This is a genomic window from Lysinibacillus sp. TE18511, from assembly GCF_054062295.1.
This window is the reverse complement of the sequence record NZ_JBSSFD010000068.1, coordinates 1-12,116: the sequence shown is the minus strand read 5'-3', so window position 1 is coordinate 12,116 and position 12,116 is coordinate 1. Positions and strand designations below refer to the sequence as shown.

The following is a 12,116-nucleotide window of genomic DNA, read 5'->3' as shown; positions in this document are numbered from 1 at the left end:
AAACATTTGCCGCTGACGCTTCGCTTTCGCGCAGAGCAGAGCTTCCTGGGGGCGTCCGATGAGCCGCTTGGGGCAACAGGATGTTGGTCACGAAGTCGTTATCACAGGACGTGATGTTCTTAGCCTTCGTTCCTCTATCGCTAATCCCCAAGGAGTCGCCCGGTCTCCACTCCAATCAACTAATCTACAGGGCATATATTTTAAAAAATGTCATCCACAACTTTTGGTGATGAGCCAAAGAATTAACATTTAATCTGTTCTTGATTAAAAAAGTAGATTGGTATCAAAGTAATTGGAATGGAGGGAGGCGAGCCCCCTGTTGCGTTGCTTTCGTCACAGAGTAAGGCTCTCTGTTGCCCCCATAAGAGCGAAGTATGAACGACGAGAAGGCTAGGTCACACCCACTGAAAGCGTCTTCTGGCAGCGGGATGTGAAATTAAGTATATATTTTGGTGAAAAGTAAAAAAAAAATGAAAAAAATATTGCATGGGGCATTTTCTTATGATATATTAATAGATGTCTTAGAGAGGTCCCGTGGTGTAGCGGTTAACATGCCTGCCTGTCACGCAGGAGATCGCCGGTTCGATCCCGGTCGGGACCGCCATTATAATTGATAATATAGTTCTTATGATGCTTTTAAAATCATAAGAACTTTTTTATTGTTAAGATAAGGAAATTTGTGGATATTAATAATTTCTAAAAAATGTATGGTAAAATTGGTTTTATCATATTTGTTGAAGTATCAAATACAGTGAAAGTTGGAGGGGCGGTCGCCGGAACGTTTACGGAAGCTACACATTGAGCCTCACCCCAACATTTGATGTAGAGCCACTAAATTAATCAATCCAACAAGTGGAACAATAAACATAGAAGTTAGGGGACTATCTTTTTATCAATTTCTCCCAAGAGAAGGAGATTGTCTTTGGAGGTGTTAACATGAGAAAGTATAATTACATAAAATGTCTTCATATAAGTTTGTTCGTAGGTGCTTTGGTAATCCTCGTAGGTTGTGGAGATCCTATTTTAGAAATAGAGGAGTCCAATGCGTACCACTGGCAAACAAATATGAATGAAGCGGAATTTGAAAAATTAAAAGAAGGTATGTCATATATGGAAGTCGTGGAAATTGCAGGGGGAGCAGAAGAGATGGTGAAAAAAGATCAATACTGCTGGAATGATGAAATACTTATGACAAAAGCCTATATAGTACGATTTAAAGATGATAAATTGGTTGATAAAGAGGTTGTTGATATAGAGGGTTATTCAACAACAAAGTAAGCACGTCTTCTACAAAGGGGGACGTGTTTTATTTTTTAAAATCATTGGATGTTTTGAACATTTACGTTTGTTTCGGTAAACTAGAGGTAATGGAGCTAGGAGAGGAAAAAGAGATGATGTATGAAAAAATAATGAATTCGCTGGATGATACTGAGCATTTTGCGTTGAAGCTAGCAAACTTACTAGAAGCCCAGGATACAATCACATTAGAGGGTGATTTGGGCGCTGGTAAGACGACATTTACGAAAGCATTAGCGAAGGGGCTTGGCGTGAAGCGAACGGTCAATAGTCCAACATTTACGATTGTAAAGCAATATGAAGGACGTGTACCATTTAATCATTTAGATGTTTATCGTTTAGCGGAAAGCGATGAAGATCTTGGCTGGGACGAGTTATTTTATAGTGATGCGGTGTCAGTTGTCGAGTGGGCTCATTTAATAGAACAGGACTTACCGCAGGAGCGTCTTGGAATAGAAATTTACCGAATTGGAGAAAATCAACGACGGTTTGTATTAATACCTCTTGGAAAGCGATATGAGGCATTATGTGAGGAGCTAATGAAATGATTTGGTTAGGGATTGAAACAGCGAATGCACCACTTTCTATTGCTGTCGTAAGGGATGGTAAAGTGATTGCAGAAATTGTACAAAATATAAAATTAACGCATTCGGCGGGTGCGATGCCAGCCATTGAAGAAGTGCTAGTAAAGGCTGGCATAAAGCCAAATGAGTTAGATGCGATTGCTGTATCAGAAGGGCCTGGTTCATATACAGGTGTTCGAATAGGTGTGACACTTGCTAAAACATTAGCGTGGACATTGAAAAAGCCTTTAGTAGGAATATCGAGCTTAAAGACATTGGCTGCAAATGCAGCACTATATGATGGATTTATTTGCCCTATCTTTGATGCACGAAGAGGCAATGTCTATTCGGGCGTTTATAAAGGCTATGAGCTTGAAGTGATTATAGATGACGATCACGATCATATAGATGGATTGTTAGAACGTTTACAGGCTTTAGAGACTCCGGTTTTATTTGTCGGAGCAGACGTAGATGTTTTTTGGCATAGAATTGTAGAGGTACTAGGTGATTTTGCTCTGCGTACACCATTTAGCAACGACCTACCACGAGCAAGTGAAACTATTCGATTAGCGACTAAAGTGGAACTACCAAGTGTAGATGCAGTTCATCATTTTGTCCCGCAATACAAACGTATTGCAGAGGCGGAGGCGAATTGGCTGAAGGAACAAAAGGAGAAGGCACATGAGTAGTAATATAATGTATCGTAAAATGGTATCTGATGATGTCCCAGCAGTATATGAAATAGAGCTTGCAACATTTTCTGCACCATGGACGTTAGATTCTTTTTACTATGAGGTGCATGAAAATCAGTATGCACATTATGTGTTGGCGGTGGATGCGAACGGTAGTATTATCGGCTTTTGTGGCATGTGGATGGTTATAGACGCAGCGCAAATTACGAATGTAGCTGTTATAGAGGCAGCTCGCGGCCGAGGTATTGGTGAAGAATTGATGCGAGAGGCTATGCGTATTGCTCGACAGCATGAAATGGAAGTCATGAGTTTAGAGGTGCGCGTAACGAATACAGTTGCTCAAAATCTTTATCGAAAGCTTGATTTCCAAGATGGTGGCATACGTAAAGGCTATTATACAGATAACAGGGAGGATGCCCTTGTCATGTGGGTGAATTTATGATGGAAAATCGAATTATTTTAGCAATAGAATCGAGCTGTGATGAAACAGCAGCAGCGATTATTCGAAATGGCTCTGAAATTGTTTCAAATGTGGTTGCTTCTCAAATAGAAAGTCATAAACGATTTGGTGGGGTTGTACCTGAAATTGCGTCTCGCCATCATGTTGAGCAAATTACAATGGTCATAGAAGAAGCGTTAGCGCAGGCAGACATGAAGCCGGCTGATTTAGATGCGGTAGCAGTTACTGAGGGTCCTGGTCTTGTAGGTGCATTGTTAATTGGGATTAATGCTGCGAAGGCTTTTGCATTTGCCAACAATTTACCGATTATCGGTGTGCATCATATAGCAGGACATATATATGCTAATGCACTCGTGCAGCCAATGGAATTCCCATTATTAGCACTTGTCGTATCAGGTGGCCATACAGAGCTAGTTTATATGAAGGAACATGGCTCTTTTGAAGTCATCGGAGAGACGAGAGATGATGCAGCTGGTGAGGCTTATGATAAGGTTGCGCGTGTCTTAGGCTTACCGTATCCAGGTGGTCCGCGTATTGACAAGCTAGCACATGAGGGGGATGAGGCCGTAACCTTCCCAAGGGTGTGGTTAGAGGAAGATTCTTATGATTTTAGCTTTAGCGGTCTGAAATCAGCCGTTATTAATTATAAACATAATATGGATCAGCGTGGAGAAGAGATTTCTCCGACTGCCGTTGCCAAAGGGTTTCAAGATAGTGTAGTGGAAGTGCTAACAGCGAAAACATTACGAGCAGCACGTCAATATAAAGTGAAACAGGTTATTGCAGCTGGAGGTGTAGCGGCTAATAAGGGCTTGCGTGCATCGCTTGATTCTGTATTTGCGGAAGAAGGGATCCCGGTTTATGTGCCGCCATTAAAACTGTGTACAGATAATGCCGCTATGATCGGGGCAGCAGCAACACCAATGTTTGAAGCAGGTATTCGCGGTAATTTATCAATGAATGGTCGCCCTGGAATGGAGTTAAAATCCTGGGTTTAACTTCTTTCAATTATGCTGAGGCACAATTGATTATAGAAAAAGAGGTGTTTTAGATTTGATTCTAAAATACCTCTTTTTGCTTTTGTGAAAAAAATTGTCGATAAGAAAATTATGAATTCAATAAAAAGAGCTCTGTTGACAAATTTTTCAGAAAATTATCCACAGGTAAGATGGAAAATAAAACAGCGAACATCCGTACTTATGCACAAATTGTTGATAACTTGTGTATAACTTGTGATTATTCAATATATAGTAGCGTGTTTTACACAAATAGATGTGGGTAAAATAATTTTTGATTGTGGACAATGTGGAAAAGTCTGTTGATATGTTGGTATTACTATATTTGTTGTGTGTATAAAGTTGTGGGCATTTTTTGTCGAAAAATAGCACTTGACCAATATATATGAAAAATCGAGGCGAGTAAAGGAAAAAGCCATGCGACAAGGCACATGGCTTATAGGGTTTGTCCCGCAATAAGTTGCAGTTAACCTCCCACTGAGTAAAGTTTCATTTTATAAAATGATATTTTCAAGTTCTTCATTTAGCTCAAGCCATTCCATTTCAAATAGCTCATGCTGTTCCTTAACAGTTGATAATTCTCCCTGAAGCTGAGTAATTTTTTCGTGGTCTGTGAAAATTTCTGGATCACAAAGCGCTTCTTCTAAACGAGCTATATCAATAGTTACTTCCTGCATTTTTCCTTCTAGTTCTTCAATGGAGCGTCTAATTTGGCGCTCACGTTTTTTAGCCTCTTTATCAATTTTAGAGGTAGAGGACTTCTCAAGTATCTCTGTTTTAGCTTGAGGTTGGGCGGCAGCTTTCATTTGTTCAATTTCTAAAAGCTCCTGTTTTTTCTCAAGATAATAATCATAGTCACCCAAGTATTCAAAGGAACCATCACCAGACAACTCAATCACTTTAGTAGCAATTCGATTGATGAAATATCGGTCATGCGATACAAATAATAGTGTTCCAGGATAATCAATAAGCGCGTTTTCCAGTATCTCTTTACTATCTAAGTCTAAGTGGTTGGTAGGCTCATCAAGAATTAAGAAATTTGACTTTTGCATCATTAATTTAGCTAGTGCAATTCTTGCCTTTTCGCCACCAGATAAAGAGGATACGATTTTATCTACATCATCTCCACTGAATAAAAAACGACCTAGCACCGTTCGAATATCTTTTTCATTCATTAAAGGCCATTCATCCCACAGCTCTTTTAGAACACTTTTATTGCTCGATAGTTTTGCCTGCTCTTGATCATAATAACCAATTTGAACATTTGTACCATAGCGAATTTCTCCAGAAAGTGATGGTAAATCTTTTACGATGGTCTTTAATAAAGTTGATTTACCAACACCGTTTGGTCCAACAAGTGCAATGCGATCTTCACGGAATGCACGTAATGTGATACCTTTTGATATTTTCTTGTCACCATAACCAACTGCTAAGCTATCAATAGATAATACATCGTTCCCACTTTGACGTTCAATGGTAAAACCAAAGCTTGCGGACTTTTCGTCGCCATCAGGAGATTCCATCCATTCTGTTCGTTCAAGCATTTTGCGACGACTTTGTGCCATTTTTGTAGTAGAAGCACGCGCAATGTTTTTTTGGATAAAATCCTCAAGCTTTGCTTTCTCATCTTGCTGACGCTCATATAACTTTAAATCACGCTCATAATTTTTCGCTTTTTCGTCTAAATAGGCACTATAATTGCCTGTATATTTTGTGACGCGGTGACGAGAAACTTCGTAGACAATGGAAACAACCTGGTCTAAGAAGTAGCGGTCATGGGAAACAATTAAAATAGCCCCTTCATAGCTTTTTAAATAGGATTCCAACCAGGAGAGGGTTTCAATATCTAAATGGTTAGTAGGCTCATCGAGTATTAATAAATCAGGTTTACTTAAGAGGAGCTTAGCTAGAGCTAAACGAGTTCGTTGGCCTCCTGATAATGAGCTTATTGGTTTTTCATAATCTTCAGGATAGAATTGCATGCCATGAAGCACAGAGCGTGTATCAGATTCATATTGATAGCCACCTGCATCCTTAAAATTATGTTGTAATTGATCGTATTCGGACATTATTTTTCCATACAAAGAAGGGTTTTCATAGACAGTTGGATCGGCCATTTGTTGTTCGAGTGACCGAAGTGTTTTTTCTTGTGCGATAATTGGTTCGAAAATTGACATCATTTCGTCCCAAATCGATAACGTTGAGTTTAACCCAGCATGCTGCTCCAAATATCCAATCTGAACACCTTTAGGGATAATAATATCGCCTGAGTCATATGACATTTGACCAGCAATTATTTTAAGTAAAGTGGACTTGCCAGCACCGTTACGTCCTACTAATGCAACGCGGTCACGATGTTGAACCTCTAATTTTACGCCACTTAAAATTTCATCTGCAAGGAAGGATTTATATAGTTGATTGACCTGTAAAACAATCATTCTTGACACCTCAATTCTTCCTTAGTGTAATGGATGAGCGATTCGCTTGCAATGTCGATGCTTTACTTATTCCGAGCTGTCATGTAAGATTGAAACGATTTCCCTTTAGTTAGTGGCGTAAAAAGCGCCATTAACTAAAGGGAAATACTCTAGTGGATATTAATATTTATATATACTCAGGCATGTTGATTAGGGAAAAATAGGTTTATTATTGAGCGATAAAAGGAATTTTTTGTTGCTATTTTGCTAAAATATTCTCATTTTCAACTGATTGTAGCGTAGAGCTACTCGACTCCCGCAGGAAAGCGAGTAGCCCGTAGCGGAAATCAGTGTCTTCGAATTAATTTGAAGGATAAAAATGGTTAATCAACACACCTAGTATATAGTTAATGATGCATGTATTAAAATTACTAGCTAAGCATTCAAACTGAGACATTTTAAGGAGGAGAAAGTTTGAAACAAGAATTAAAAATTCCACAAGCCACTACCAAAAGACTTCCTCTTTACTATCGATTTATCCAAAACTTTGCACAAGAAGGCATGGAACGAATTTCGTCGAAGGAACTGAGTGAAGCGATGAAAATTGATTCTGCAACTATTCGCCGTGACTTTTCTTATTTTGGTGCTCTTGGCAAAAAGGGTTACGGCTATGATGTGCAGCATCTATTAAAATTTTTCAGTCAAACACTCGATCAGCACGAAACGACAAAAGTAGCGTTAATTGGTGTAGGGAATTTAGGTAGTGCTTTATTAAAATATAATTTCCAAAAAAATCACAATACTCATATTGTGGTGGCTTTTGATTCAAAGGCACCAAAGGACGGGAAGATGATCAGCAATATTCCTGTTTTTCATCCGGATTTGTTGGAAGAAAAGTATGCAGAATATGGAGCGGAGCTTGCGATTTTAACAGTTTCACCACGCTCTGCACAGAAAATGGCTGATAGATTAGCGGCAATGAATGCAAAGGGCATTTTAAACTTTACGCCAGAGCGGCTAACGGTGCCAGATAGAATGCAGCTTTTAACAATTGATTTATCGGTAGAATTGCAAGCGCTTATTTATTTAATTCGCAATCAGGAAGAGTGAAAAATGTACATATTTAACTTCTTTCAGCGGGTGTATAAAGAATCGCTTAAATAGAGGAACTCAGTCTAAGAACGCCACGTCCTGTGGCAATTTATCTGTGCGAAAGCGAAGCGACAGCAACAACAACACATGACTGAGTGACCAACATCACGTTGGCCCAAAGCCTCCAGCGAATAGTATAGTTCACAGTTTCTGTCAAATGTAAGTATGAAATAAAATGAGAGAGTGACGAAAAACTTTCACATATAATTAGTTAGCAAAATGACAAAATATGCGTTAAAATGATGGATATAAAGAGGAGGTGGCTGTAATGGGTAGTATTGGTCCTATGAGCCTCATTATTATCGGAATTGTCGCGTTATTAATTTTTGGTCCTAAGAAGTTACCAGAGCTGGGTAAAGCATTCGGTTCAACATTACGTGAATTCAAAAATGCTACTAAAGGTTTAGCCGATGAAGATGATGATGACAAGAAAAAGAAAGAACTAGATAAGTAAGTTAGGATGTTTGAGGAATGAATCCAAAAGATCTAACTGTCATTGAGCATATAGAAGAATTAAGAAAACGGCTTTTCATTGTTGCCGTTTTCTTTGTTCTCGCTATGGTTGGCGGCTTTTTTGTGGCAAAGCCGCTTGTTAAATACCTTCAAACTACTGGAGCGAATTATAATATAGAGCTTCATGCATTTGATGTAGTAACACCACTTGCGATTTATTTCCAAGTTGTTTTTTTAATTGCATTTATCCTTTCATCACCAGTGTTAATGTATCAACTGTGGGCGTTTATTAGCCCAGGATTAAGGGAAGTAGAACGAAAAGCAACCTTAAGCTATATACCGTATTCATTTTTATTGTTTATCGCAGGGCTATCCTTTTCATACTATTTATTATTCCCTTATGTCATAAAATTCATGATGAATTTGTCGGTCGAGTTGGAGATTCAGCAAACAATTGGAATACATGAATATTTTACATTTTTATTTAAGCTTACAATACCTTTTGGTTTCCTTTTCCAATTGCCGGTTGTTATTTTATTCTTTTCACGTATAGGAATATTAAATCCTGATTTACTAATTCGTATTCGTAAATATTCGTACTTTGGTTTATTTGTGTGTGCCGCTATTATCGCACCACCTGAATTGGCTTCACATTTAATGGTTTCAGTGCCATTGTTTGCGCTCTATGAAATTAGCATTATGGTTTCTCGTATTGGGTACAAAAAATACTTAAGATCAGAGGAAATACGTTTGAAGGAAGAGCAGGAAGCTGAGCAAAAACGCCAGGTTGAAGAGGCACTCGAACAGCAGCGACGACAAGTAGAAGAATTGAATCAAAAATAAATAGTGGAAGCTCGATGCGAAATAAAAGCATCGAGCTTTTTTGTTATAAAAGAATAGGTAAGAATCTAAAAAATCAGTGGGAAGAAAATTCCCACTGATTTTTATTGCACTTTTTCTAGTTCTTCAAGTAACTTTTGCAATGGTTCTGCAAACACTTGTACAAATGTCACAAACCCATTTAGCATGACATGGGCGATAATGGACGCCCAAATGCGTTTTGTTTTGTGATATAAGAAGGCAAAAATTAATCCACAAATTGTATAAAGCAAAATATGTGTGAAGTCGAAGTGAATAAGCCCGAAGAAAATGGCACTTACGATTGCGGCTACCCAAAAATTAGTTGTTTGGACAAGCGATCCAAAAATAACACGACGGAAGACGAACTCTTCTAAAACAGGTCCAAAGACGACAATTGCTAGTATTGTAATAGGAGCACCTTTCGCAAGAGCTACAATATCAGCTGTGTTTTGTGACCCACCTTGGATACCGAATACAGTCATTTCGATAGCAGCGCCAATCATTTGACCAAAGAAAACTAAGAAGAAACCAATAATTCCCCATACAATTGTAAGTGGTATCGTTTCTTTCTTTCCTTTATAAATATCCCAAAATACTTTATCGCGGGAAGTTAGGATTAAAATTAAAATTAACGCAATGGCAAAGCTAAGTGCGATATACCAGCCTTGCGTAAGCGGAGCGGCTTGCTCAGAAGGTAAACCGGTTGTACTCATAACAAGCTTGTGAAATGGTTTTAACAGCCATCTGCCTGATATTTGCATGAGAATATAAATCAGTAAAACATATAGGGCTGTTTTTTTATGTTTATTTATTTTTTGAGAAGTAGTCACAGTCAAAATCCTTTCCATTCATTATGCTACCTTTCTATTGTAGAGGAATATGGAAAGAAAACAAAATTTTTCGTAGTTCTGACTTGCAAAAGAAAGTGTGATTGATTATCATAATAATTGTATTAGCACTCAACTAGATAGAGTGCTAATAAATCAACATATATTATTTATTAGGAGGTTGTTTCACTTGTTAAGACCACTAGGAGATCGTATTGTAATCGAACTAATCGAGGTAGAAGAAAAATCTGCATTCGGTATTGTACTGCCAGACTCTGCAAAAGAAAAACCGCAAGAAGGTAAAGTTGTAGCAGTTGGGACAGGTCGTATATTAGAGAACGGGCAACGTGTTGAGCTTGACGTTAAAGTTGACGACCGCATTATTTTCTCTAAATATTCAGGTACAGAAGTTAAGTATGAAGGTAATGAATACCTAATTTTACGCGAAAGCGATATTCTTGCAATTATTGAATAACTTAAATTAACTTGAAAAAAGTTAATGCCTTTAGTGTTTGTCATGACAATTACACTGGGGCGAGATTAATATAAATATATATTTATAAAGCTTAACGAATATTCCATTTCAGGAGGGTAAATTCAAATGGCAAAAGATATTAAATTTTCAGAAGACGCTCGTTCATTAATGTTACAAGGTGTAGATAAATTAGCAAACGCAGTAAAGATTACTCTAGGGCCTAAAGGTCGTAATGTAGTGTTAGAAAAAAAATTCGGTTCACCACTTATTACAAATGATGGTGTAACAATTGCAAAAGAAATCGAATTAGAAAACCCATATGAAAACATGGGGGCAAAATTAGTAGCAGAAGTTGCTTCTAAAACAAACGAAATTGCTGGTGATGGTACAACAACAGCAACAGTATTAGCGCAAGCAATTATTCGTGAAGGCTTGAAAAACGTAACAGCTGGTGCAAACCCTGTAGGCATTCGTAAAGGGATTGACAAAGCAGTTGCAGCAGCTCTTACAGAGTTACACGCTATTTCTCGTCCAGTAAGTAACAAAGAGGAAATCGCACAAGTTGCGGCAATCTCTGCTGCTGATGATGAAGTAGGTCAATTAATTGCAGAAGCAATGGAACGTGTTGGTAACGATGGTGTTATTACTATTGAAGAATCTAAAGGCTTCACAACTGAGCTAGATGTAGTTGAAGGTATGCAATTCGACCGTGGTTATGCATCACACTACATGGTAACAGACACAGACAAAATGGAAGCGGTACTAGACAACCCTTACATTTTAATTACTGATAAAAAAATTACAAACATCCAAGAAGTATTACCATTATTAGAGCAAGTGGTACAACAAGGTCGTCCACTGTTACTTATCGCTGAAGATGTTGAAGGTGAAGCTCTTGCAACACTTGTAGTGAACAAACTGCGTGGTACATTCAATGCTGTAGCGGTGAAAGCTCCAGGATTTGGTGACCGTCGTAAAGCAATGCTAGAAGATATCGCAATTTTAACAGGTGGTCAAGTAATTACAGAAGAATTAGGCTTAGACCTTAAATCCGCTGATATTACATCACTTGGTCGCGCTGCAAAGGTTGTTGTTACAAAAGACAATACAACAATCGTAGAAGGCGTTGGCGGTGCAGAGACAATCGAAGGTCGTATTGGTCAAATCCGTGCGCAGCTTGCTGAAACAACTTCAGAGTTCGATAAAGAAAAATTACAAGAACGTCTTGCAAAATTAGCAGGCGGTGTAGCAGTAATTAAAGTTGGTGCTGCAACAGAAACAGAACTAAAAGAACGTAAACTTCGCATTGAAGACGCTCTTAACTCAACTCGTGCAGCAGTTGAAGAAGGGATCGTATCAGGTGGTGGTACGGCACTTCTAAACGTATATGCAGCAGTTGAAAAAGTTGCAGATTCAGAAGAAGGCGACGTAGCAACTGGTGTGAAAATTGTTCTACGTGCTTTAGAAGAGCCAGTTCGTCAAATCGCTAACAACGCAGGTCTTGAAGGTTCAATTATCGTGGATCGCCTAAAACGCGAAGAAATCGGTGTAGGCTTCAACGCTGCAACAGGCGAATGGGTAAACATGATGGAAGCGGGCGTAGTAGACCCAGCAAAAGTAACTCGCTCAGCTCTACAAAACGCAGCATCTGTGGCAGCTTTATTCTTAACAACAGAAGCAGTTGTAGCAGATATCCCAGAACCAGCATCAGCAATGCCAGATATGTCTGGTATGGGCGGCATGCCGGGAATGATGTAATCTACGGCTCTAGCCAATTTAAAACCACTTCTCAAAATTTTGAGAAGTGGTTTTTTTATGTGCGCCCGGCATGCGCATGAACTATAGGGTGTAAGTCCCGACCCCCGGAGACAGAAGTAGGGGATAGCCAAGAGCAAGGGTGTCCG

12 protein-coding genes and 1 tRNA gene are annotated in these 12,116 nt (G+C 38.8%); 11 read left to right on the top strand and 2 right to left on the bottom strand.

Translation table 11 applies throughout. The features are described from left to right. Positions 1–528 precede the first annotated feature (528 nt). The 6 genes from ACVWXS_RS24950 to tsaD all read left to right on the top strand — a co-directional run bounded on the left by ACVWXS_RS24950 (position 529) and on the right by tsaD (position 4,009). Positions 529–604, top strand: a tRNA-Asp gene (locus ACVWXS_RS24950). A 332-nt stretch (positions 605–936) separates the two neighbouring features. Further along, a complete protein-coding gene (locus tag ACVWXS_RS24945) occupies positions 937–1,278 on the top strand; it encodes a hypothetical protein (protein ID WP_456960575.1) in 342 nt (113 codons plus the stop codon). A 116-nt stretch (positions 1,279–1,394) separates the two neighbouring features. Further along, on the top strand, positions 1,395–1,844 hold the full coding sequence (tsaE, locus tag ACVWXS_RS24940) for a tRNA (adenosine(37)-N6)-threonylcarbamoyltransferase complex ATPase subunit type 1 TsaE (protein WP_368638161.1): 450 nt from the start codon (positions 1,395–1,397) through the stop codon (positions 1,842–1,844). After that, positions 1,841–2,548 carry a tRNA (adenosine(37)-N6)-threonylcarbamoyltransferase complex dimerization subunit type 1 TsaB gene (gene tsaB / locus ACVWXS_RS24935; protein ID WP_456960574.1) on the top strand — a complete coding sequence of 236 codons (708 nt, stop codon included), beginning with the start codon at positions 1,841–1,843 and terminating at the stop codon, positions 2,546–2,548. Before tsaE ends, tsaB begins: the two co-directional genes overlap by 4 nt. Continuing rightward, positions 2,541–2,993, top strand: coding sequence for a ribosomal protein S18-alanine N-acetyltransferase (gene rimI, locus ACVWXS_RS24930; protein WP_456960573.1), 453 nt, complete (start codon positions 2,541–2,543; stop codon positions 2,991–2,993). The genes tsaB and rimI overlap by 8 nt, the downstream gene beginning before the upstream one ends. Then, complete coding sequence (gene tsaD / locus ACVWXS_RS24925; protein WP_456960577.1) at positions 2,993–4,009, top strand: tRNA (adenosine(37)-N6)-threonylcarbamoyltransferase complex transferase subunit TsaD; 1,017 nt, start codon at positions 2,993–2,995, stop codon at positions 4,007–4,009. Before rimI ends, tsaD begins: the two co-directional genes overlap by 1 nt. Positions 4,010–4,521: 512 nt before the next feature. On the opposite strand, the gene ACVWXS_RS24920 is transcribed toward tsaD, so the two are convergent. Next, on the bottom strand, positions 4,522–6,465 hold the full coding sequence (locus ACVWXS_RS24920; RefSeq protein WP_456960576.1) for an ABC transporter ATP-binding protein: 1,944 nt from the start codon (positions 6,463–6,465) through the stop codon (positions 4,522–4,524). Between the two features lie 453 nt (positions 6,466–6,918). On the opposite strand from ACVWXS_RS24920, the gene ACVWXS_RS24915 reads away from it, so the two are divergent. The 3 genes from ACVWXS_RS24915 (at position 6,919) to tatC (ending at position 8,892) form a co-directional block, all read left to right on the top strand. Next, positions 6,919–7,554, top strand: coding sequence for a redox-sensing transcriptional repressor Rex (locus tag ACVWXS_RS24915; protein WP_068986771.1), 636 nt, complete (start codon positions 6,919–6,921; stop codon positions 7,552–7,554). 310 nt (positions 7,555–7,864) lie between these two features. Then, positions 7,865–8,050 carry a twin-arginine translocase TatA/TatE family subunit gene (locus tag ACVWXS_RS24910; RefSeq protein ID WP_068986770.1) on the top strand — a complete coding sequence of 62 codons (186 nt, stop codon included), beginning with the start codon at positions 7,865–7,867 and terminating at the stop codon, positions 8,048–8,050. A gap of 17 nt (positions 8,051–8,067) precedes the next feature. Next, positions 8,068–8,892, top strand: a complete 825-nt coding sequence (gene tatC, locus ACVWXS_RS24905; RefSeq protein ID WP_456960572.1) for a twin-arginine translocase subunit TatC — start codon at positions 8,068–8,070, stop codon at positions 8,890–8,892. A 101-nt stretch (positions 8,893–8,993) separates the two neighbouring features. On the opposite strand, the gene ACVWXS_RS24900 is transcribed toward tatC, so the two are convergent. After that, positions 8,994–9,758 carry a CPBP family intramembrane glutamic endopeptidase gene (locus ACVWXS_RS24900; protein ID WP_456960571.1) on the bottom strand — a complete coding sequence of 255 codons (765 nt, stop codon included), beginning with the start codon at positions 9,756–9,758 and terminating at the stop codon, positions 8,994–8,996. Between the two features lie 169 nt (positions 9,759–9,927). On the opposite strand from ACVWXS_RS24900, the gene groES reads away from it, so the two are divergent. Then, positions 9,928–10,212, top strand: coding sequence for a co-chaperone GroES (gene groES / locus ACVWXS_RS24895; RefSeq protein ID WP_049667833.1), 285 nt, complete (start codon positions 9,928–9,930; stop codon positions 10,210–10,212). Between the two features lie 126 nt (positions 10,213–10,338). After that, positions 10,339–11,970 carry a chaperonin GroEL gene (groL, locus tag ACVWXS_RS24890; protein WP_368638108.1) on the top strand — a complete coding sequence of 544 codons (1,632 nt, stop codon included), beginning with the start codon at positions 10,339–10,341 and terminating at the stop codon, positions 11,968–11,970. Positions 11,971–12,116: the final 146 nt, after the last annotated feature.